The organism is Pseudarthrobacter sp. P1 (genome assembly GCF_050156935.1).
Classification (GTDB): Bacteria; Actinomycetota; Actinomycetes; order Actinomycetales; family Micrococcaceae; genus Specibacter.
The window spans coordinates 1,234,098-1,256,144 of record NZ_CP189584.1 but is presented as its reverse complement, the minus strand read 5'-3'; the positions used below and the strand labels follow the sequence as shown (position 1 = coordinate 1,256,144).

The 22,047-nt window shown below is 66.7% G+C and carries 20 protein-coding genes, 2 tRNA genes, 1 pseudogene and 1 riboswitch; of the genes and pseudogenes, 18 read left to right on the top strand and 5 right to left on the bottom strand.

The annotated features are described in order from the left end of the window. Positions 1 to 90: 90 nt before the first annotated feature. Positions 91 to 780: a vitamin K epoxide reductase family protein gene (locus tag ACQCSX_RS05965; RefSeq protein ID WP_427018137.1), complete on the bottom strand. Its 690-nt coding sequence runs from the start codon at positions 778 to 780 to the stop codon at positions 91 to 93. A gap of 407 nt (positions 781 to 1,187) precedes the next feature. On the opposite strand from ACQCSX_RS05965, the gene ACQCSX_RS05960 reads away from it, so the two are divergent. From ACQCSX_RS05960 to ACQCSX_RS05890, 15 genes are all read left to right on the top strand, one after another. Further along, positions 1,188 to 4,520: an Rne/Rng family ribonuclease gene (locus ACQCSX_RS05960; protein WP_427018136.1), complete on the top strand. Its 3,333-nt coding sequence runs from the start codon at positions 1,188 to 1,190 to the stop codon at positions 4,518 to 4,520. A gap of 119 nt (positions 4,521 to 4,639) precedes the next feature. After that, positions 4,640 to 4,740, top strand: a riboswitch (TPP riboswitch). After that, a complete protein-coding gene (thiD, locus tag ACQCSX_RS05955) occupies positions 4,730 to 6,253 on the top strand; it encodes a bifunctional hydroxymethylpyrimidine kinase/phosphomethylpyrimidine kinase (protein ID WP_427018135.1) in 1,524 nt (507 codons plus the stop codon). Its footprint overlaps the riboswitch before it by 11 nt. A 373-nt stretch (positions 6,254 to 6,626) precedes the next feature. Continuing rightward, on the top strand, positions 6,627 to 6,935 hold the full coding sequence (gene rplU, locus ACQCSX_RS05950; protein ID WP_427018134.1) for a 50S ribosomal protein L21: 309 nt from the start codon (positions 6,627 to 6,629) through the stop codon (positions 6,933 to 6,935). 48 nt (positions 6,936 to 6,983) lie between these two features. Next, on the top strand, positions 6,984 to 7,247 hold the full coding sequence (rpmA, locus tag ACQCSX_RS05945) for a 50S ribosomal protein L27 (protein WP_081709977.1): 264 nt from the start codon (positions 6,984 to 6,986) through the stop codon (positions 7,245 to 7,247). Between the two features lie 132 nt (positions 7,248 to 7,379). Next, positions 7,380 to 8,987 carry a GTPase ObgE gene (obgE, locus tag ACQCSX_RS05940; RefSeq protein ID WP_427018133.1) on the top strand — a complete coding sequence of 536 codons (1,608 nt, stop codon included), beginning with the start codon at positions 7,380 to 7,382 and terminating at the stop codon, positions 8,985 to 8,987. Continuing rightward, on the top strand, positions 8,977 to 10,134 hold the full coding sequence (gene proB, locus ACQCSX_RS05935; protein ID WP_427018132.1) for a glutamate 5-kinase: 1,158 nt from the start codon (positions 8,977 to 8,979) through the stop codon (positions 10,132 to 10,134). Before obgE ends, proB begins: the two co-directional genes overlap by 11 nt. Before the next feature lie 200 nt (positions 10,135 to 10,334). Then, the gene (locus tag ACQCSX_RS05930; RefSeq protein WP_427018131.1) at positions 10,335 to 11,615 is read left to right on the top strand and encodes a glutamate-5-semialdehyde dehydrogenase; all 1,281 of its coding nucleotides are present in this window, start codon (positions 10,335 to 10,337) and stop codon (positions 11,613 to 11,615) included. Between the two features lie 160 nt (positions 11,616 to 11,775). Continuing rightward, the gene (locus ACQCSX_RS05925) at positions 11,776 to 12,024 is read left to right on the top strand and encodes a hypothetical protein (protein ID WP_427018979.1); all 249 of its coding nucleotides are present in this window, start codon (positions 11,776 to 11,778) and stop codon (positions 12,022 to 12,024) included. Next, a complete protein-coding gene (nadD, locus tag ACQCSX_RS05920) occupies positions 11,987 to 12,691 on the top strand; it encodes a nicotinate-nucleotide adenylyltransferase (RefSeq protein ID WP_427018130.1) in 705 nt (234 codons plus the stop codon). The genes ACQCSX_RS05925 and nadD overlap by 38 nt, the downstream gene beginning before the upstream one ends. A gap of 7 nt (positions 12,692 to 12,698) precedes the next feature. Then, positions 12,699 to 14,612, top strand: a complete 1,914-nt coding sequence (locus ACQCSX_RS05915) for a hypothetical protein (protein WP_427018129.1) — start codon at positions 12,699 to 12,701, stop codon at positions 14,610 to 14,612. Between the two features lie 27 nt (positions 14,613 to 14,639). After that, the gene (gene rsfS / locus ACQCSX_RS05910) at positions 14,640 to 15,059 is read left to right on the top strand and encodes a ribosome silencing factor (protein WP_427018128.1); all 420 of its coding nucleotides are present in this window, start codon (positions 14,640 to 14,642) and stop codon (positions 15,057 to 15,059) included. A 13-nt stretch (positions 15,060 to 15,072) separates the two neighbouring features. After that, positions 15,073 to 15,762, top strand: coding sequence for a histidine phosphatase family protein (locus tag ACQCSX_RS05905; protein ID WP_427018127.1), 690 nt, complete (start codon positions 15,073 to 15,075; stop codon positions 15,760 to 15,762). A 161-nt stretch (positions 15,763 to 15,923) separates the two neighbouring features. Beyond that, positions 15,924 to 15,999: transfer RNA gene (locus ACQCSX_RS05900), tRNA-Ala, on the top strand. Between the two features lie 71 nt (positions 16,000 to 16,070). Beyond that, a tRNA-Ala gene (locus ACQCSX_RS05895) sits at positions 16,071 to 16,146 on the top strand. A gap of 99 nt (positions 16,147 to 16,245) precedes the next feature. After that, the gene (locus ACQCSX_RS05890; protein ID WP_427018978.1) at positions 16,246 to 16,656 is read left to right on the top strand and encodes a very short patch repair endonuclease; all 411 of its coding nucleotides are present in this window, start codon (positions 16,246 to 16,248) and stop codon (positions 16,654 to 16,656) included. 182 nt (positions 16,657 to 16,838) lie between these two features. Here the strand turns inward: ACQCSX_RS05890 and ACQCSX_RS05885 are convergent, their stop codons facing one another. Then, entirely contained in the window at positions 16,839 to 17,462 is a 624-nt protein-coding gene (locus tag ACQCSX_RS05885; RefSeq protein ID WP_427018126.1) for a PKD domain-containing protein, read from the bottom strand. A gap of 281 nt (positions 17,463 to 17,743) precedes the next feature. Next, complete coding sequence (locus ACQCSX_RS05880; protein ID WP_427018125.1) at positions 17,744 to 18,280, bottom strand: DUF6318 family protein; 537 nt, start codon at positions 18,278 to 18,280, stop codon at positions 17,744 to 17,746. Positions 18,281 to 18,554: 274 nt separating this feature from the next. Here ACQCSX_RS05880 and istA point away from each other — a divergent pair, with 274 nt between their 5' ends. The 3 genes and pseudogenes from istA (at position 18,555) to ACQCSX_RS05865 (ending at position 20,750) form a co-directional block, all read left to right on the top strand. After that, positions 18,555 to 20,021: an IS21 family transposase gene (gene istA / locus ACQCSX_RS05875; RefSeq protein ID WP_427016398.1), complete on the top strand. Its 1,467-nt coding sequence runs from the start codon at positions 18,555 to 18,557 to the stop codon at positions 20,019 to 20,021. Beyond that, positions 20,018 to 20,290 (top strand): annotated as a pseudogene (locus ACQCSX_RS05870) (ATP-binding protein); the annotation flags it as partial. The gene istA and the pseudogene ACQCSX_RS05870, both read left to right, overlap by 4 nt. Before the next feature lie 64 nt (positions 20,291 to 20,354). Continuing rightward, entirely contained in the window at positions 20,355 to 20,750 is a 396-nt protein-coding gene (locus tag ACQCSX_RS05865) for an ATP-binding protein (protein WP_427018124.1), read from the top strand. Between the two features lie 325 nt (positions 20,751 to 21,075). On the opposite strand, the gene ACQCSX_RS05860 is transcribed toward ACQCSX_RS05865, so the two are convergent. Both ACQCSX_RS05860 and ACQCSX_RS05855 read right to left on the bottom strand, forming a co-directional pair. Continuing rightward, positions 21,076 to 21,636 carry a cysteine hydrolase family protein gene (locus ACQCSX_RS05860; protein WP_427018123.1) on the bottom strand — a complete coding sequence of 187 codons (561 nt, stop codon included), beginning with the start codon at positions 21,634 to 21,636 and terminating at the stop codon, positions 21,076 to 21,078. Between the two features lie 113 nt (positions 21,637 to 21,749). Continuing rightward, on the bottom strand, positions 21,750 to 21,953 hold the full coding sequence (locus ACQCSX_RS05855; RefSeq protein ID WP_026555067.1) for a cold-shock protein: 204 nt from the start codon (positions 21,951 to 21,953) through the stop codon (positions 21,750 to 21,752). Between the last annotated feature and the right edge of the window lie 94 nt (positions 21,954 to 22,047).

The following is a 22,047-nucleotide window of genomic DNA, read 5'->3' as shown; positions in this document are numbered from 1 at the left end:
GCAAATACAACTGAGGCGCAGCAACTGCAGGGAATCCGTGGATTCTGTGCAGTTGCTGCGCCTCAGTTGGTTAAGCGGGCGGGGTCCCAGCTACCCGACGCCGCCGCCGAGGAAGATGTTGATGAAGCGGAAGAAGATGCTGGCGATCACGGCCACGTAGAGCAGGCCGACGATGATCCAGGCCCACTCGGCGAGGAACTTCTTCAGTCCCTCCGGAGCGGGGATCACCCCGTGGAACACGTTGCGGACCGTCACCCAGACGAACATAGGGATCATCATGGCCCACACCACCATGCAGTACGGGCACAGGACGCCGATGACGTACAGCGCCTGGGACCAGAGCCACACGATCATCACCATGCCGAGCGTGACGCCTGTCTGCAGCCCCAGCCAGTAGGCGCGGCCCAGCTTGGCCCCGGAGAGCAGCACCATGCCGGTGGTGATGATGACGGCGAAGGCGGCGACGCCGATCAGCGGGTTCGGGAAGCCGAAGAGCGCCGCCTGGGGCGTCTTCATGACGGTGCCGCAGGCGATCCACGGGTTGATGTCGCAGCTGGTGATGGCATCGGGGTTCTTGTACAGCTCAAGGCGTTCCAGCACCAGGATGCCGGACGCCAGCCAAGAGACGGCGCCCGTGACCACCAGCAGCCAGCCGAACGCCGCACGCCGGGCGAACAAGGGTAGCCGGGACTCGCCGTCGTCGGCCGTGGGGCGGGCGGGCGAGGCGGCGGCAGCACGTGCCGCCACCGTTCCTCTGGGGGAAATCTTGGACCGGGCCATGGTTGCCTAACTCCTTGAACGTGTACGTGCCCCGATTCTACTCACCGAAACTTGGCGTTCGGTGTGCCCCTCAGGCGGTGCTGGCACACGATGTGAGACAATGGTTGCGGCTGGAAACCGATCCACATGCGGGTTCCGGTCCTGTGGCAAGCTTCACGGCTCGCCGGTGACGATCGCAGTGCGCACGGGGTGAAGATATCCGGCGCGGGGACGGTCCACCGGGCGGCCACGCCGGAACCACCGGCGGAGACAAAGCGAACCACGGGCCTGCCAGTGAAGCCGCACCCGAGTGATGGTGCCGCCTGGCAGGAATTTAATCGACTTCTGTCGGCCCCCGCGGGTGCCGACGTTTTTGCCCTCCCGGCACCGGATGTGGCGGCGCAGGCGGGGCCGGAGTAGCGCCATAAATGGATAACGAAATTTCTTCACAGGATTCATCAGCAGCAGTGCAGGAAACCCCGGGGGCGGCCGCAGAGGCAGCACCCAAGAGGGCCACGCGCACGCGCCGCAAGACCACCCAGGCCACCGACACGGCCGCCGCCGCGCAGGCCGGCACGGAGGCTGCTGCCACCGAGGCGCCGGCCACCGAACCGGTTGCGCAGGCTCCGGCCAAGAAGGCGCCGGTGCGCCGCTCCCGTGCCAAGAAGGTGGCCGAGCCCGAGGCCGCCGAAACGCCCGCCGCCGAAGCAGCCGTTGAGGCACCTGCCGCCAAGGCCCCCGCCAAGCGCGCCCCGCGCCGCCGCGCCACGGCCCCCGTGGCCAGCCCGGCCGAGGCTCCCGCGGAGACGGCACCCGCCGCTGCCGATGCCGCCGTCGTCGACGCGGCCGCACCGGCCGAGGACGCCGCCGCGAAGGCTCCGGCCAAGCGCCCCACCCGCAGCCGCGCCAAGAAGGCTGCCCCCGCCGAGGAGGCCGCAGTCGAGGTTCCGGCCGAGGCCGAAGCCGCCGTCGAGGCCGTCGAGGACGGGAAGCCGGCCAAGGCACCCGCCCGCAGCCGCTCGCGCCGCCTGTCGGCCGCCGACCGTGCCGCCGAGGCCGCCGCCGAGGCCGTCCAAGCTGCCGCCGAGGCCGCCGCCGCCGAGCACGCAGCCGAGGAAGCCGCCGCCAACGAGGCTCCGGCCGTTGACACCGCAGCCGTGGCCGCGCCTGCGGTGGTTGCCGCCGCAGAGGCCGGTGCCCCGGCACAGGACTCCCTGTTTCTGGCACCCTCCCTGCTGTTCCAGGTGCCGGACCTGAGCCTGGCCGTACCGGTTCCGGCCGTGGCCGAGGAAGAAGACGAGGAATCCGAGGAGGGCGCCCGTCGCCGCAGCAGCCGCAGCCGTTCCCGCAAGGGCCGCGGCCGTGCCGCCGGCGACGAGGCCGTCGAACCCGGCACCGAGACGGAGTCCGAGGAGGACGAGACTGAGGAAGCAGGTGCCGCCGACGACGGCGTGACGTCGCGCCGCCGCCGTCGCCGCCGCCGTGGGGATGCCGATCTGGAACTGACCGGCGGCAGCGACGAGGATCCGCCCAACACGATCACCAAGGTCCGCGCCCCGCGCCAGCTGGCCGAGGCCCCCGTGAACAACCGCGTCACGAGCCTGCGCGGCTCCACCCGTCTGGAGGCCAAGAAGCAGCGCCGCCGCGAGTCCCGCGATTCCGGCCGCCGCCGCCAGGTCATCACCGAGGCCGAGTTCCTGGCCCGCCGCGAGTCCGTCGACCGCACCATGGTGGTCCGACAGGGCGCCGACCGCATCCAGATTGGCGTCCTCGAGGATGGCATCCTGGCGGAGCACTTCGTCTCCAAGACCCTGCAGGATTCCCTCATCGGCAATGTGTACCTGGGCAAGGTCCAGAACGTGCTGCCCAGCATGGAAGCCGCGTTCGTTGACATTGGCCGCGGCCGCAACGCCGTGCTCTACGCCGGCGAGGTCAACTGGGATGCCACCAAGCTCAACGGCCAGCCGCGCCGCATCGAGAACGCGCTCAAGTCCGGCGACTCCGTCCTGGTCCAGGTCAGCAAGGATCCGGTGGGCCACAAGGGTGCCCGCCTGACCAGCCAGATCTCCCTGCCCGGCCGGTACCTGGTCTACGTGCCCGGCGGCTCCATGACCGGCATCTCCCGCAAGCTGCCCGACGTCGAGCGCAACCGGCTCAAGCGCATCCTAAAGGACCACCTGCCCGAAAGTGCGGGCGTCATTGTGCGCACCGCCGCCGAGGGTGCCAGCGAGGAAGAGCTGACGCACGACATCAACCGCCTGCGGGCGCAGTGGGAGGGCATCCAGTCCCAGACCAACTCCACCAAGATGCTGGCCCCGGAGATGCTGTACGGCGAACCGGACCTGACCATCAAGGTGGTCCGTGACGTGTTCAACGAGGACTTCACCAAGCTGATCGTCTCCGGCGACGACGCCTGGGACACCATCGAGGCCTATGTGACCTATGTGGCCCCGGACCTGGTGGACCGTCTGGAAAAGTGGACCAAGCCCGAGGACATCTTCGCGGCGCACCGCATCGATGAGCAGATCAACAAGGCGCTGGAGCGCAAGGTGTTCCTGCCCTCCGGCGGTTCGCTGGTCATCGACCGCACCGAGGCCATGACGGTGGTTGACGTCAACACCGGCAAGTTCACCGGTTCCGGTGGAAACCTGGAAGAGACGGTCACCAAGAACAACCTGGAAGCGGCCGAGGAAGTGGTGCGCCAGCTGCGCCTGCGCGACATCGGCGGCATCATCGTGATCGACTTCATCGACATGGTCCTGGAATCCAACCGCGACCTGGTGCTGCGCCGTCTGGTGGAGTGCCTGGGCCGCGACCGCACCAAGCACCAGGTGGCCGAGGTGACCTCGCTGGGTCTGGTGCAGATGACGCGCAAGCGCATGGGCACCGGCCTGCTGGAGGTCTTCGGCGAGCAGTGCGAGACCTGTGCGGGACGGGGCATGGTGACCCACGAGGTTCCCGTCGAGCACCGCCGCGCCCACACGGTGGCCGCCGAGGCCCACCACCCGAACGTCCGTGGCGACCACGGCCGCAGTGAGCCGGCCGGCCGCTCCGAGGGCAACCGGACAGAGAACCGCAACGAGAACCGCGGCGACGCGGGCCGTGGGTCACGCAACGAGCGCAAGCGCAGCCGCGGCCGCCAGCCGGTTGCGGAGGTGGAGGCTGCTCCCGCAGTGCATGAGGAGCCCACGGATGCGGAGAAGGCCACCAAGGCCAATGCCGCCCGTGCCGCCCTGGCCGCCGTCGCCGCCGCGACAGCTGCCTCGCACCATGAGGACCACCACGACGCCGCGCACGCCGTCCAGGCGCCGGCTGCCAACGGTACGCACGCTGTCCAGGCGCACGCGCCGGCTGCCGACGGCACGCCGATGCTGACGTTTGGCGACGAGGCTGTCGAGCTGCCCCGCGGCGACCGCCAGTCCAGCGAGGCCGTGGCGGACCGTTCCGCCGTGCTGGCCGACCTGGCCCAGGCACTGGACCAGCTCTCCGGCGTCGAGGCTGATGGTGGCGACCACGAGGCCCAGGACGGTGCCCCGCAGCGCTCCTCGCGGAGCCGCCGTGGACGCCGCCGCAGCGCCAGCCGCGCCCAGGGTGCCGCCAATGCCAACGAGGTCACCCATGGCCAGGACACGCCGGCAGCGGCACCTGCAGCCCTGGCTGCGGCCCCGGCACAGGAGGCGCCCAAGGCGGCGCCGGCCAAGGCCAAGCCCGCCAGCGAGCCCATCATTCTGGGTGTCGGCGTGCCGGCCTCGGAGCTCTAGGGCTTTTCGGCCCACAGGCAACGAGTGAACCCGCTTGCCGCTACCGACCGTGTTTGCACATGGTTGGTTGCGGCAAGCGGGTTCACTTTTTAACTCGCGGCTGCGCTGCGGGTAGGCTGGCAGCAGACACGGGGTGCCGGGGCAACGGGCCCTGGCTGAGATCCAGACCCGTTGAACCTGTCCGGTTAGCACCGGCGAAGGGATGTCCTGTGACTTCTACTGTTGCCTCCGCCTCCACCGATCCCGCCGTGGTGCGGGTCCTCAGCATCGCCGGTTCCGACCCGTCCGGCGGTGCCGGCATCCAGGCGGACCTGAAATCCATTGCCGCCAATGGCGGGTACGGCATGGCCGCCATCACCGCGCTGACGGCCCAGAACACCCACGGGGTGGTGGCCGTCCACGTGCCGCCCGCGGACTTCCTCACCGCCCAGCTGGACGCCGTGTCCGCGGACATCGCCATCGACGCCGTCAAGATCGGCATGCTGGGCAACACCGAGGTGATTAACGTCGTCGCCGACTGGCTCGATGCCCAGCGGCCCGCCGTCGTGGTGCTGGACCCCGTCATGGTGGCCACCAGCGGGGACAAGCTCCTGGGCCCCGAAGCGGCCACCGCGCTGCGGGCGCTGGTGCGCAAGGCGCATTTGGTCACGCCCAATCTCCCCGAGCTGGCCGTGCTGGTGGACCAGCCGGAGGCGGCCACCTGGGCCGATGCCCTGGACCAGGGCAAGCTGCTGGCCGTGGAGTCCGGCGTGCGTGTTTTGGTCAAGGGCGGCCACCTCGACGGCGACGAATGCCCGGATGCCCTCGTGGCCCCGGACGGATCCGTCCTGGAGGAGCGCCTGCCGCGCGTGGACACCGCCAACACCCATGGGACCGGCTGCTCGCTCTCCGCGGCACTGGCCACGGCGATGGCCCGGACGGGGGAGTGGCATGCAGCGCTGCGCCAGGCCAAGGGGTGGCTGCACGATGCGCTGGTCCACGCCGATGAGCTGCAGGTGGGCTCCGGCGCCGGACCGGTGAACCATTTCCACCGGCTGTGGTCGACGGCGGCCCCGGCCGCGGATGAGTTCACCCTCCAGCTGTGGGAGGACACCGCCGGGCTGCGCGCTGAGATTTTTGACCTGGAGTTCATCGGGGCGCTGGGGGACGGCAGCCTGAAGGAGCGACACTTTGCCTACTACCTGGCGCAGGACGCCCTCTATCTGAACAGCTATTCGCGCGTGCTCGCCCGGGCCAGCGGGCTTGCCCCCACCGAGGACGAACAGCGTTTCTGGGCCAGGGGCGCCCAGCAATGCCTGGCCGTGGAGCTGGAGCTGCACCGCACCTGGCTGAGCCAGCATCCCACCGAGGTCGAGCTGGGGCCCGTCACCAAGTCCTATGTGGACCATCTCACATCCGTCTCCGCCCAGGGCAGCTACGGCGAGCTTGTGGCGGCTCTGCTGCCCTGCTACTGGCTCTACGCCGAGGTGGGTGCTGTGCTGCACGGCAACTACCTCCAAGGCGTCCAGAAGGGCGACGGCGGCGCCGGCCAGGCGCCCGCCCACCCGTACGGATCCTGGCTTGAAACCTATGCCGACCCGGAATTTGCCGAGGCAACCCGGGTGGCCATCGCGTACACGGATGCCGCGGCCCGGGCCGGATCCGCGGCCGAACGGGCCCGGATGCGCACCGCCTTTGTGGCCTCGGCCCGCTACGAGCGGGACTTCTTTGACGCCCCGCGATTGCACGCCTGAGCAGGACACACCCGGGGCAGCGAGTGTCGTTGCCCTTAAGTGCTCCGCTTTAACGCTAGGATGGTGCAGCAAGGTTCCGTGACAGGGCTGAAGTCAGCGCAGCATATGCGCCGCATCACAGCTCCCAGTCCGGTACCGGTCTCATTTGCGGCCGAGGGCGGAATTAGCGTATTCTTGATCTTCGGTGCTTACGCCAACTACAGGGCAATCACTCCATGGGTTAATTCATGTGAGGTCCTCGGCGTTGAGGCACATAGTGCACGGCACGCAATGTCTACAAAGCAATGCGGGTTGCGCACGGTTGGCACCAGGCAGAATAGCTGCCGGTCCAGCGCGAAACTTTGTAATAACGTCGAGAGAAGTGAGTTCCCCAGTGGTGTACGCGATTGTCCGCGCAGGCGGCCGCCAAGAGAAGGTTTCCGTCGGAGACTTCGTGACCATGAACCGCGTCCCCGGTGGAGTTGGCAGCACACTTGAGCTGCCCGCTTTGCTCCTGGTTGATGGTGAGAAGATCACCACGGCCGCTACGGACCTGGCTAAAGTAAAGGTTACGGCTGAGAAGCTGGAGGATCTTCGTGGCCCGAAGATCGTCATCCAGAAGTTCAAGAACAAGACCGGCTACAAGAAGCGTCAGGGCCACCGTCAGGAACTGACCAAGGTCAAGATCACCTCGATCGCTTAATTGCGGTTGAAGAACTAAAAGTCTTAGTCGAAAAGGTAGGCATTTTAAATGGCACATAAAAAGGGTGCGAGCTCCACTCGCAACGGTCGTGACTCCAACGCTCAGTACTTGGGTGTGAAGCGCTTCGGCGGTCAGGTTGTCAAGGCTGGCGAGATCATCGTCCGCCAGCGTGGAACACACTTCCACCCCGGCGCAGGCGTTGGCCGCGGTGGAGATGACACGCTGTTCGCTCTGGCTGCCGGTGCGGTCGAGTTCGGCACGGCCCGTGGCCGTCGCGTTGTGAACATCGTCGCAGCTGCTGCTGCAGAGTAATACACACGCTTTTCCCAGTGGAGCGGGCCGCATGGCTCGCTCCACTGGCTTTTAACAGTACGTTCGCCTTAACAGGCACCACCCTGCGACAGCTAAACTTGGCTGGAACGCAGAAAAATAAAGGAGACTCCATTGGCCAGCTTTGTTGACCGGGTTGTATTGCACGTATCCGGCGGGACAGGTGGCCATGGCTGCGTCTCCGTGAAGCGTGAAAAGTTCAAGCCCCTGGGTGGGCCCGACGGCGGCAACGGCGGCGATGGCGGCGACGTCATCCTGCGCGTCTCCGACCAGACCACCACCCTGCTGGACTACCACCACGCCCCGCACCGCCACGCCAGCAATGGCGGCCCCGGCATGGGCGACTGGCGCAACGGCAAGACCGGCGAAACGCTGATCCTCACTGTGCCGGACGGCACGGTGGTCAAGACCAAGGACGGCCAGGTTCTGGCCGACCTCGTGGGCGAAGGCACCGAGTACATCGCGGCCGCCGGCGGCCAGGGCGGCCTGGGCAACTCCTCGCTGTCCTCGCAGAAGCGCAAGGCCCCCGGTTTTGCCCTGTTGGGCGTCCCCGGCGAGGGCCGCGACGTTGTCCTGGAACTGAAGTCCATTGCCGACATCGCCCTGGTGGGCTTCCCGTCCGCCGGCAAGTCGTCCCTGATTGCCGCCATGTCCGCGGCACGCCCCAAGATTGCCGACTACCCCTTCACCACCCTGATCCCGAACCTGGGCGTGGTGGAAGCCGGCGATGTCCGCTTCACCATTGCCGATGTCCCCGGCCTGATCGAGGGCGCCAGCGAGGGCAAGGGCCTGGGCCACTACTTCCTGCGCCACGTGGAGCGCTGCGCCGCCCTGGTGCATGTGTTGGACTGCGCCACGCTGGAATCTGACCGCGACCCGCTTTCCGACCTGGCGATCATCGAGCAGGAGCTGGACCGCTACGCGGTGGACATGAGCTTTGCCGGTGCCGACGGTGACGTCGTGCCCCTGAACGAGCGCCCCAAGCTGGTGGCGCTGAACAAGATCGACACCCCCGACGGCCGCGACATGGCCGAGTTTGTCCGCGGGGATCTGGAATCCCGCGGCTACCGTGTCTTTGAGATCTCCGCCGCCAGCCACGAGGGCCTGCGCCAGCTCGGCTTCGCGATGGCCGAGATCGTCCAGCATGCCCGCAACGAGGTGAAGGCGGCGCCGCCCAAGGTCAAGCCCACCGTGCTGCGCCCGCGCGCCGTCAACGAGGCCGGCTTCCGCATCCGCCGCGAAGAGAAGAACCTTGAGCCGCTGTTCCGCGTCATCGGCGACAAGCCGGAGAAGTGGGTCATGCAGACGGACTTCACCAACGAGGAAGCCATCGGCTACCTGGCCGACCGCCTGGCCAAGCTGGGCGTGGAAACCCAGCTCTTCAAGAGCGGCGCCAAGCCCGGCGACACGGTGGTCATCGGTGAGGGCGACGGCATGGTCTTCGACTGGGAGCCGACCATGATGGGCGGCGCCGAGCACCTAGCCTCCCCGCGCGGCACCGACCTGCGCATCGCCGAGATGGGCGACCGCCCGACCCGTGCGCAGAAGAAGGAAGAGCAGGCAGAGCGCAGCGACGCCCGCGCCGCGGCCCGCCACGAGCTCGAAACCGAGCGCAAGGCAGGCATCTGGACCGAGTCCACCAGCCGCCGCCGCAAGGATGTCAATTTGGTGCGCGAGAGCCAGCTGGGGGACCTGCTCGGAGACGACAGCGATGACAGCTGACTCGGCCGTAGCCGCTGCCCCCGCAGTGGACCACGCCATGGGGCCGCGGAGCATTGCCACCGCCGCGCGCATTGTGGTGAAGGTGGGCTCGTCGTCGCTGACGTCGGTGGCCGGCGGGATTTCCGATGAGGCGCTGACCGCGCTGGTGGATGTCCTGGCGGCCCGGCGCAACGCCGGCACCGAGGTCATCCTGGTCTCCTCGGGCGCGATCGCCGCCGGTCTGGCCCCGCTGGGGCTGGCGCGGCGTCCGAAGGACCTTGCCACCCAGCAGGCCGCCGCCAGCGTGGGGCAGGGGCTGCTGATGGCCCGCTACAACCAGGCCTTTGGCGACCATGGCGTCACGGTCAGCCAGGTGCTGCTCACCGCCGAGGACCTGACCCGGCGCACACAGCACGTCAACGCCCACCGGGCCTTGGAACGCCTGTTGAACCTGGGCGTGGTGCCGATTGTGAACGAAAACGACACCGTGGCCACCCACGAGATCCGCTTTGGCGACAACGACCGGCTGGCTGCCCTGGTGGCCCACCTGGTCCATGCCGACGCCCTGGTGCTGCTTTCCGACGTCGATGCCGTCTACGACGGTCCGCCCCAGGACGGTGCCAAGCGAATCCCGCTGGTCCGCGGCCCGGAGGACCTGGCCGGCGTCGTCATCGGCAGGGCGGGCAAGGCCGGCGTGGGCACCGGTGGCATGGCCACCAAGGTCCAGGCCGCCAGCATTGTGGCCGACACCGGCATTTCCGCCCTGGTCACCTCGACGGCCAATGCCGCCGCGGCGCTGGCGGGGGAAGACGTGGGCACCTGGTTCAGCATCACCGGGCAGCGGCGTCCCGTGCGGATGCTCTGGTTGGCCCACCTCGCAGACATCCGCGGCTCCGTGGTGCTCGACGACGGCGCGGTGAAGGCCGTGCGCGACCGCCACAAGTCCCTGCTGCCGGCCGGCATCACTGCCGTCGTGGGCCAGTTTGAGGCGGGCGACGCCGTAGAGCTGACCGACAGGAACGGCGGCGTGCTGGCCCGTGGACTGGTCAACTTTTCCTCGGACGAACTTCCCCAGATGCTGGGGCGCGGCACCAAGGACCTGGGCGAGGAATTCGGCCGCGAGTACGAGCGCGAGGTCATCCACACCGACGATCTGGTGCTGGTCTGACCCAACTGGTCTAACCCAACTGGGTGGGCCCCCGGATGCGAGGGTCCCGCCGGGAGCTTGCGAGCTGCGGGAGTATCTGGGGCGCAGCAACTGTCGAAAACCCGCGGGATTTCGACAGTTGCTGCGCCTTAGTTGTTTCCGCTGTGTCACAGTTTGACCGGCCAGGAGCGCCCACGGGCGCGCTGGCCTAAACTGGTGCCATGAGTGAGCAGATTGTTGAACAGGATGTGACCGAGGCCGTCTTCGCGATTGCCGACCGCGCCCGGACCGCGGCGCGCGAGATGGCCCGCGCCAACCGTGCCCTGAAGGACAAGGGTCTGCGGGCCATCGCCGATGCCCTCGTCGCCAACCGGGACGCCGTGATTGCGGCCAACGCCCTGGACTTGGCGGCCGGCCGGGCCAATGGAACCTCCGCGGCGATGCTGGACCGCCTCACGCTCACGCCGGAGCGCGTGGCCGCATTGGCCGCCGCCCTGGAGAACCTGGCCTCCCTGCCGGACCCCGTGGGCAACGTCGTCCGCGGCCAGACCTTGCCCAACGGCCTGCGGATGCGCCAGATCAACGTGCCCTTGGGTGTGGTGGCCGCCATCTACGAGGCCCGCCCCAACGTCACCGTGGACATTGCCGGCCTTGCGCTCAAGAGCGGCAACGCCGTCATCCTGCGTGGCGGCACCGCCGCGGCCAACACCAACCAGGCGCTGCTGGGCATCCTGCGCGATGCCCTGGAAACGGTGGGCCTGCCCGCCGACGCCGTGCAGAGCGTTGACCAGTACGGCCGCGACGGCGCCAACGTGCTCATGCGCGCCCGCGGACGCGTGGATGTGCTGATTCCCCGCGGTGGCCGCGACCTGATCCAGACTGTGCTGAACAACTCCTCCGTCCCCGTCATCGAAACCGGCGAGGGCAACGTCCACATCTACCTGGACACAAGCGCCGGTGCGCAGATGAGCGTGGACATCCTGCTCAACGCCAAGACCCAGCGGCCCAGCGTCTGCAACACCGTGGAGACGCTGCTGGTCAACAAGGACGCGACGGTGCTTGCCCCTGTGCTCTCGGCCCTGGCGGCCGCGGGCGTCCGGCTGCATGTGGACGAGCGGATCATGGAGCTGCTGCCGGCCGGAGTGGCTGCCACGGCCGCCTCGGACGATGACTGGGGGCGCGAGTACATGGACCTGGACCTGGCCGTGGCCATGGTGGACAGCCTCGACGACGCCGTGGCGCATATCCGCCGCTGGAGCACCGGCCACACGGAGGCCATCATCACCAACGACCTGGCCAATGCCGAGCGCTTCGTGGCCGAGATCGATTCCGCCGCCGTGATTGTCAACGCATCCACCCGGTTCACCGACGGCGGCGAAATGGGGTTGGGCGCCGAGGTCGGCATCTCCACCCAGAAGCTCCATGCCCGCGGGCCCATGGGGCTGGCAGAGCTCACCACCACCAAGTGGATTGTGCAGGGCGAGGGCCAGATCCGGGGGTAGGAACACCCTACACAACCCCTTCCGGAACCGGTGCGGCAGCGGCATCGGCGCGGCCAGCGTGCCAGCGCCCCCGCACACCGCGTACCATGGAGGGGAGTCCAAACCATCAACAGCCAGGCATCGGTCCCATTTGAATGCCCGGCCAACCACTTAGGGGAGAATCATGCTGACCCAGCTTGCCGGCGTCGTCCTTGCTGCCGCCGAACACGAAGAAGCGGCACCGCTGATCGCGCCGCCGTTTGTCATTGGCGGTGTCATGCTGGGCTTCCTGTTCCTGCTGATGTTCATCACCGTGTCCTTCACCAACCTCGGCAACCGCCACGAGGCCAAGGACGAGCACTCCGATCCGCACCGCCAGCACACCAACAAGCATGACCACGGCCAGGGCGAAGCGGCCTCCCATCACTAAGACGATTGTTCGGGAACCCTCGCCCGAGGGTTCCCGAAAGCGTTTCCGCGTGGGCGTGATGGGTGGAACCTTTGATCCCATCCATCACGGCCACCTGGTGGCGGCCAGTGAAGTGGCTGCCAAATTTGGTCTGGACGAGGTCATCTTCGTCCCCACGGGCGAGCCGTGGCAGAAGGCCAAGCGCCAGGTCAGCCCGGCCGAACACCGCTACCTGATGACGGTGATCGCAACGGCGGCCAATCCGCGGTTCACCGTGAGCCGGGTGGACATTGACCGGCCCGGTCCGACGTTCACCATCGACACGTTGCGTGATTTGCACCGCATGCGCCCGGACGCGGACCTGTACTTCATCACGGGGGCCGACGCCATGTCGCAGATCCTCTCGTGGAAGGATTCGGACGAGCTCTGGTCGCTGGCCCATTTTGTGGGCGTGACGCGCCCGGGCCACGTTCTCGACGATATGGGCCGGTCGGACGTAAGTTTGTTGGAGGTTCCCGCCATGGCCATATCCTCCACGGATTGCCGGCGGCGGGTCCAGGAGCACGATCCCGTCTGGTACCTCGTGCCGGATGGCGTGGTGCAGTACATCGCAAAACATCGGCTGTACATCGATCCGGACGGCCGCACCCTGGGGGACCATCTGCAGGTGAGTTCCAGTACTGAATGAGTAGTGAATGAGCAAGGAATCCGAGCCCATCCGCAGCCGTAGGGATCTACGGCGCGATACCGGCCAACAGGAGCAGCCAAGCGCCGCTGGGGGATACCCCGCGGTGCCGTTGATGCGCGCCCCGGAGATTCCACCTTCCGCTGCCGAGCCGGCCGAGCAGGATGCGGGCGCCGTACGCCGCAGCCGGCGTGCGGCAGTGCCCGCCGCGGGAGGGCCTGCACCCGGCCTGGTCCAGACGGTTTTCCAGGGCCCGACGGCGGCAACGCCGGCCGTCCCCGCTGCGCCGACTCCGGCCAAACCTGTGCCCGGGCAGCCTGCCGGTGGCAGCGCCCCTGCCGCCAAGGCCGCAGCGGCACCCGTGCGCCCAGCGTCGGCGAAGGGGCCCGCTGCCGGTGCCCCGGCCGCGGCCCCCGCCAGTCCCGCTGCTGGAGGTCCGCGCGAGCGGTCCTCGCAGACCCGTGCCCGGGACCGGGCCACCTTGCGCGCCTACAAGGAATTGTCCGACCCGGCCGCCACCGCATCGCTGCCGTCCCGGCGCGCCATGCGCATGGCCCAGCTCGAGGCCGATCGCGCGCCCATTACGAGCGTCAACCAGATTGTCCCCGCAGCCGCTGTTCCGGCAGCCAAGCCGGCTTCTGCAACCGCTCCGGCTGTCGCTGCCCCGGCAGCCCCGCAGCCTGCCCCGGCAGCCCCGCAGCCTGCCCCGGCCGCCGGTGCCGGCTCTGCGGGCCAGCGCCCGGAGAAGGCCGCGCCGTCCGCAGCCGCCCCCGCGCCGGCCCCGGGCACCTCCAAGATCCAGAGTGTTCCCAAGACCGCTGGCGGTCCCAAGACCCAGGCCCAGGCTGTCCTGACGCCAGCTGGCGGTTCGGCGGTCCCTTCCAATGTCGGCGCGGCAGCGCTCTCCTCGTCCGCTGCGGCACGCCGTCCGGGCACCCGCACCGGCCGCCGCTCCGCACCGCTGGCACCGGGCCGCTCAGGCGCGACATACCCGGCCACCACATCCGCCGTCGCACCCGAAACATCCTCGGGCGGGCAGGGCTCTCAGGGGGCCACCAAGAACGCCGCGCGCGCGGGGGCGGCAATGACCGTGGAAGACGCCTTGGCGGCCCGAAACGCCCTTGTTGAGGACGTGTCCACCCAGGTGGATGCCTTGGCCGCAACCGCCGGTGCGGATCCGTTGCACGTCGACCTCGAGGTCTTGGCGCAGCAGCGTGCTCTGGCCGAGCGCGCCGCGATCCTGAACCGCCGTGCCCAGGACAGGGAACGGCTTGCCCAGGAGAGCGCCAACAGCCGCCCGCCGGTCAACGATCCCACGGCCGCCCACAACCTGGCCATGGTGACCCCGCTGGAATTCATCCGCGTCCCGGGCGTGGAGAATCCCGTGCTGCGCCCGCCCAGCACATCGCACGTTCCCGTCATCACACGGTCCAACACGAAGCAATCCCGGCCGGCCACCACCGGCCTGCCGGTGCAGAAGGCCCACAGCCCGCTGGGTGCGAAACCGGCCGCAAAGCCGGCCGCGAAGTCCGGGCCCAAGACAGCTGCCGCTCCTGCCAAGGCCGTGGCCACGCCGCCGGCCCTGACCGGGGGAGTAGATCCTGTGGTGGATTCGGCCTTGGCCGGGAATCCGCTGCCGGGAACCAACCGTCGGCCGCCCACGGGGCACACCCGCACGCTCAAGCTGGCGGAGGCCGTGGCCCGCAGCTCCAAGATGCGCGGTGCGGCCAGGGAATCGGCGTCGCGGACGGAAATGCCGCCGCTGCCCGCCGACAGCGCCCACGGCCTGGAGCCGCTGGACGCGCTGACCGCGGGACTGGCCCGCACCCAGCGGAACCGCCTCATCCAATGGGGCAGTGTTGTGGCAGGCGCCGCAGCCCTCATTGCAGGATTTGCCATGATCATCACGTCTCTGGCGCACTAAGCCATTGCACCAAACAAAAGGAATACAGTGACCGCAACTCAAAGCTCCATCGACCTGGTACGAGTGGCCGCCCGCGCAGCCTCGGAAAAGCTTGCCCAGGATGTCATTGCCCTCGATGTGAGCGAACACCTGGCCATCACGGACATCTTCTTCATCGCCTCGGCTCCCACCGAGCGCCAGGTCAACGCCATCGTTGACGGCATCGAGGAGGAGCTGCTGAAGGGAGGCCTGCGTCCCGTGCGCCGCGAGGGCCGCTCCGAGGGCCGCTGGGTCCTGCTGGACTACGCGGACGTCATCGTCCACGTCCAGCACGAGGAAGACCGCGTTTTCTACGCGCTGGAGCGCCTGTGGAAGGACTGCCCCACGGTGGACCTGAAGCTGGATGCCTCCGATCCTTCGCTCAAGAGCAGCGACGAGAAGTCCGACGACGCCGTTTCGGCCGAGTAGCTTTTCCCGCCTTATGGAAACGCACGTTTCAACTCAACCCGCCGGCCTTTGCCGGCGGGTTGTTTTTTGGCGCCACGGGCGCACAGCCTGGAATGCGGCACAGCGCTTCCAGGGGCAGACGGACATCCCGCTGGACGCCGTCGGCCACGCCCAGGCGCTCCGTGCCGCCACGCTGCTTGCCGGGTTGGAGCCCAGCCGCATCGTCTCTTCCGATTTGGAACGGGCGCGGGACACCGCCGGGTACCTGGCCAGGCTGAGCGGACTCACCGTGTCCGTGGATCCACGTCTGCGCGAGATATTCGCCGGTGTCTGGCAGGGGATGACGTTTGGCGAAATTGAAGCCGCCTTCCCGGCGGACGCGCTCCGCTGGAAAGGCGACGACACGACCATGCGCGTCGGTGGAGGCGAGACCAGGGTGGAGGTGGCCCACCGGCTCGCAGCAGCCGTCCAGGAGTCGCTGCTGATGCTGCCCGCGGGCGAAACGATGGTGCTGGCCACGCACGGCGGAGCCGCCCGCGTGGGCATCGCACATCTGTTGGGTCTGCCCGAGGAGCATTGGGGGGTGCTGTCTGGTCTGGCCAATTGCCAGTGGTCCGTGCTGGAAGAGGTGCAGCCAACCGTGGAGCCATCGGCCGCGCGGTGGAAGCTGAGCGAGTACAACGCCGGCACCTTGCCCGAACCGGTGGAGCCTGTGGAGGACTGAGATCGCGTGCCCTGGTGGTGGGGTTGGACGGCTGGTTGAGGCCCGAATTTTCGCCAAATAGGGCCGCCATTTCACTCGATTTGGCACTTACAGAAATCATGTTCTAAGATAGACGAGTTGCTTCGGCCGGGAGAGAAACCCGGAGGAAATAACAACCGTTTGGGGCTGTGGCGCAGCTGGTAGCGCACCTGCATGGCATGCAGGGGGTCAGGGGTTCGAGTCCCCTCAGCTCCACCAAACGGGTCATAAAAACTGTGATATGTTTATGTGGCTTTTGTTTGCAGAGACAAAACAATTGTTTTGTTTCTGGGGCTGTGGCGCAGCTGGTAGCGCACCTGCATGGCATGCAGGGGGTCAGGGGTTCGAGTCCCCTCAGCTCCACCATAGAGGTGGAAAACACCCCGGTCTTCGGATCGGGGTGTTTTTGCATGCCCAGGTACTTTCGTGGCCGGCGGGCGTAAAATTATCGGCACTGTGGACACCATGACGCCGGAGCAACGGCACCGCACCATGAGCCGGATTCGCGGCAAGGACACGAAGCCGGAAATGCTGGTGCGGCGCATCTTGCACACCTCCGGCTACGGCTACCGACTGCATGCCAAGGACCTCCCCGGCAAGCCCGACATCGTCTTCAGGGGCCGCCGTAAAGTGATCTTCGTCAATGGCTGCTTCTGGCACTCCCATAGCTGCCCAGCCGGCCAGCATGCGCCGGCCGACAATGCCCTGTTCTGGGCCGGCAAGCGCCAACGCACGGTCCAACGGGACACGGAAGACAACAGGCTCCTGATTGATGCGGGGTGGGGCGTGCTGACCGTCTGGGAATGCGAAATGAAGGACTCCGCGGCACTGGGTGTCCGGCTGCGCGATTTCCTGGGCGAAACGCCGCGGCATTGACGGCTCGGGCCACGAGCTGGACCGGGAAGCCGTTGAACAGCGTGGCGGCGTCGACGGCCTTCGGGGCGTACGACCACCGGATTTGGAATCCGTCCCACAGGGAGACCAGCCAAACGCGGAAGCTTTGGCTGGCAAGGGTTTCAGCAAGTCGACCAGTTCATCCCTGTGTACGGTCACGACCGTCAGCAGCCTTGGCCGTGGGGGTTTTGGAGGCAGTTGTCGGCGTAGTTTCGGGTGATGGTGCGCCAGACGCTGACGGGCAGTGCCGGGGAGGTGAAGTCTCCCTGGCCGGGGATGGGCAGGGGTGGGCCGCCGTTGACGCTGTAGGTGCCGCGGAAGTGGGTGGTGACGGTGGCGGGGTAGTCGCCGGTTTGGGTGTAGATGTGGCTGGTCTGGGTGGTTTCGCCCCAGCGCTCTTCGGGCAGGGGTGCGCCGGGGTGGGGTGTGGGGCCCAGCAGTGTGCCGTCGCCGTAGTTCCAGGTGTAGTTCACCGGGGTTGCGGTGATGTGGACGTGTTGGTCCAGGAGGGTGATGTCGAAGGTTTGTTCGGTGGCGTGGGCGTAGAAGTTGGTTTCGGCGCCGCGGAGGGTGTGGGGTCCTGGTTGGCTGGCCAGGGTGGCGGGGGTGACGGGTGAGTGTTCGAACTCGTGCTGGATTTGGGCGGCGATCTCAGCGAGGACGTCACGGGGCTTTTCGGCATAGATGCACGTTGGTCCCTTAAATAGTCCCCAGCTTGGTGGCGAAAATTCTTTGGGAGATCTGTACCAAACAACTGGATGGCCGCCTGGTGCCTCGGTGCAAGACACGGTTGCGAGAAGGCAATCGCGGTCGAGAGTGCTGTCTCCTAGTACACATAACAGTTCGAGCTTGTACGCGTATGGATCGTCAGCAACGTTTACGGGGACATTTGCCCAGTAGTCAGCGCCCGGTACTAAATACCACGAGTTGCTCCCTACTCCCGAGCCGTTCCAATCATTCTTGACGGGGCCATCGTATGCGGTGGCGGAGGTAGGACTAAATGTGATCAACGCAAGGGTACAGATGAACCAGCCCGCACATTGCGACAGCAATGTTGAATGTCGCACGATCAGCCGTTCGCAACATGTTCGACGGTCAAAGCGGTCCAGGTTCCGTCTTTGAAACTGGCGACAAAGATGTCAGCCACCGGAGGCCGGGGGCTTGTTGCTTCGTTGAGCGTGCCATCACCGTTGTAGTAAGTGAGTGGCTCTTGAGAAACGAAAGCAAGAGATTGATAAGTGCCACCAGGTGTTCTCAGAAACTTGCTTTGAGAATCGATAACCGTCATTTTGCCCCCGACCAGCCATCGACCTTCGGAGTGCCAGCCGGTGACGACTTCCTTGACGTTGGCACAGGTGCTGCATCCAGGGTCGGTAATCGCTTCCATCGGCGACATGTCGCCGGTCTCGTAGGCGTACGACAAGGTTTCATACCAATACTTCGAGAATTCCTCTATCCCTGCCTTGGAGAATTCGTCGGCCAGGGCGGCTTTGACGGGCACCGGAACGTTCTGGGCGGGGCCGGTGGCATCGGCGGGCTTGTAGACGGGTGCGGCTGTCGGTGTCGCGGTGCCGGAAGGAGTGGGCAAGGCGCCGGTGGAGGACATGTGTGTGTGATCGACTATCTGTAGGCCGTTTCAGCCGAGAATATGGGCCACGTTGGTGGCTCGTTTCAGGCCAAAAGAGCGGTAAGAATCAGGCCAGTCATTTCATCCCGGAATCAGGTTTCGGGGGCTGGTTTGGAGATAGAGATCACCCGGTGGTTCGGGCCCCGCCTTGAGTGTCAGGGACATGGGCCCGCCACCCCCAGATAGGTTCCTTACGGCGCTGCCATTGCGAAGCGTATGCGCCGGAAGGGCTGGAAAGCAGATGACGGTACCCATGTCCGTACAAGAAAATATCAGACGACTCGACTCCCAGGGAGTCCCCGTGCGGGAGATCGCCCGCAGGCTGGGAGTCAGCCGGACCTCGGCGGCCAAGTACGCCGAGCAGCAGGACTTCTCCCCGGCGCCGCCGGCACCGCTGGCCAGGCCGGGTGCCTCGGTCCTGGCCGGGTTCGAGCACATCATTGAGCGGTGGCTCATCGAGGATGCGCGCCGGAACCGCAAGCAGCGGCACACGGTCAAGCGGATCTTTGACAGGCTCGTGGAAGAGCATGGGTTCACCGGCACCTATTCACCGGTCCAGCGGCACGTGAAGAAATGGTTGGCCGCCAACCGGCAGCCCGGCGAGGGGTTCACCGAACTGGTCTGGCCTGCCGGCACCGTGCAGGTCGACTTCGGTCAGGCCGAGGCCATCATTGCCGGGATCCGGCAGGTCCTGCACATCCTCGTGGTGACCTTCCCGTTCTCGAACATGCGCTTCGTCCAGGCATACCGCGGCGAGACCGCTGAATGCGTTGCCCACGGGCTGCGGACCGTGTTCGAGCACATTCGGGCTGCGCCGCGGCACATGGTCTTTGACAACGCGACGGGCATCGGAAACCGGGTGGGAACCAGGGTGACCGAGACGAAGCTGTTTGGCGCCTTCAAACTCCATTACCGGTCCCAGTCCCGCTATTGCAATCCATACTCGGGCCACGAGAAGGGCAACGTGGAGAACGCGGTGGGGTTCCTGCGCCGGAACTTCATGGTCCCCGAGCCGGAGGCCGCCACCTTGGAGGGGCTCAACAAGGTCCTCATGGCGCGCTGCGATGCGTTGGCCACCACAGTGCACTACCGCAAGGGCCTGCCCCTGGGTGAGCTGTTCGCCCAGGACGTGGCCGCCTCCATGGAACTGCCGGGGATCGGTTTCGATGCCGTGCGCTACGAATCGCGCAAGGCCGACAAGACCGGGAACCTGCTCATTGACGGGAACACGTACGCCGCCGGGCCCGTCTTCCACGGGCGGATGCTCACGGTGGGGTTGGGACACGACGTGGTGCAGATCCTTGACGAGCATTCCGAACCCGTCCGCACGTTCCCACGCGTCTTCGGGAAGCAGGCCGAGACGGTCTTCGACCCGGCTTCCCTGGTGCCGCTGCTCGTGACGAAGCCCGGGGCGTGGTCCCATTCCCCGCTGCGGGCCCTGGTCACCGACCCCGTGCGTGACTGGCTGGACAAAGCCACCGCCACCGGGCGGCGCCGCCTGTTCAACGCCGTGGACGCCGCCTCGTCGGCGGCGGGATTCGATGCCGCGGTGGCCGCTGCCGACACCCTGATCCAGCGCGGGGATGCACCGGACATGGCCATGCTGGGCATGCTGGCCCGCCGTCTGGCTGACGGCACCGAACCGCCGGCAGCCAACGTGGATCTGAGTGTCTATGACACCTTCACCACCCTGAACACCACCACCGGAGAAGTCGCATGAACCCGATCACCGTCCAAGACATCCTCGAAGCGGGCAAGCATGCCTCGCTGACCGGCAGCGTGTTGACCGAATGGGCCGAGAAGGGCACCCCGAAACAACGCGAATACCTCCACGAGGTCCTGCTGGCCGAGCACGAATCCCGGCAGGAGTCACGCCGCCAACGATTGCTGAAGGCAGCGAGGCTGCCGGCCATGAAAACACTCACCGGGTTCGACTACGGCAGTGTCCGGTTCCCGGAGGACTACGGCCGCGAACCCCTCGAATCCCTGGATTTCATCAACCGGGCCCAGGACCTGGTCCTCTACGGGGACGTCGGCACGGGCAAGACCCCACATGGCCACCGCCCTGGTGGCCGCAGCCTGCCGGCAGGGCATCCAGGCCAGGTTCTTCACGACCTCCGCCCTGGTCATGATGCTGCGCCGCGCCAAGGACGAAGACCGCCTCGACAAGGAACTGGCCGCCCTGGCCAAGAACCAGCTCCTGGCGATTGACGAACTGGGCTACCTGCCGATCGATACCGAAGGGGCCAGGCTTCTCTTCCAGGTGATCGCTGACGGGTATGAAAAACGCAGCCTGATCATCACCACAAATTTGGAGTTTTCCCGCTGGGGAACAGTGTTCGGGGACGACAACATGGCCGCCGCCGTCATCGACCGGCTGGTCCACCACGGACGGCTTCTGCAATTCCGCGGCGAGTCCTACCGGGTCAAAAATGCCCTCATGAAATAGCCAACCGCTGAAATGGACCAGAAACGGGCCGAGGTGGCCTAATTCTTAGCGCTGAAACGGCCTACTTAGACTTGACGAAACACAACATGGTCGCTGACGAGGAAGTGCTGGGTGTGCCGCCGGCCTCCGCGGGGCCGTTGCAGCCGGCCACCGGGAGGACCAGGGTGAGCGCGAAGCCAACCACCCAGGGCCATGGCGGGGTGGCGGGGCGTGCCGTGGAGGTGTTTCGAGATCGCGTGGCCATGTGATCCCCCAATGGGTCCGAGTCCGTGGTGGCTTAAAGCTAGCTCACCTGGGCCGAACCCGTCCAAGGTTTTCCACAGGGTTATTGCCCGCTCAATTCGACGGCGTCGTGCGTTGCCAGCCCAATGGCCTGCCCGGGGTAGCTGAAACCGCTGAAATATTGGTTGGTGTGCGCCACAACCTGTTCGCCGGTGACAGGGACGCCGTCGAACTCTGCATCGGTGGTGGTGTGGCAGTCACGGACCAGGGCAACGTCGTAGCCCTCTGCGGCGGCACGCCGTGCCGTGGTCCGGACGCAATAGTCGCTTTGGGCGCCGGCGATGACCAGCCGGGAGGCCTTGGCGTCCTCGAGCAGCAAAGCCAGCGTGGTCCCGACAAACGAGTCCCGGTAGTTCTTGAAGACCCGGCCCTCGGAGACCACCGGCGCGAGCTCCGGCGCAATCTGCCAGCCCGCGGAGCCATGGGCCAGGTCCTCGTCGTCGTGCTGGACCCAGATGACGTGGGAGCCTTCAGCGCGGGCACGTTCGACGAGGGCCGCGGTCCTGGCCACGACGCCGTCGCGGTCGAAGCAGCCCTCGAGGACGTCCACCTGCATGTCAATGATCAGGACGGCGGTGTTTGGCCGCCCGGGAATTATCGCCATGGCTTCCAGTCTGCCAGTTGGGGCGGGGTCTCGACGGGCTCGACAGCCGGGTGGGTTAAACAACAGCAGGGCGGGAGAAAATCTCCCGCCCTGCTGTTAGTAAAATCTAAAGACTATGCAACCTGGATGTTGACGGCCTGGGGACCCTTGGGGCCCTGCTCGGTCTCGAAGGTGACAACCTGGTTCTCCTCGAGGGAGCGGTAGCCGCCGGCGTTGATTGCGGAGTAGTGAGCGAAGACATCGGCGCTGCCGTCTTCCGGAGCGATAAAGCCGAAGCCCTTTTCAGCGTTGAACCACTTCACGGTACCTTTTGCCATTTTGAATATTTCCTTAATCAGTGTGAGGTGCCTCCGACTGTCGGAGACGCTCAGCTGCGGCGTTCATTTTCCGCTTTTACAACAAAAGCGGCTA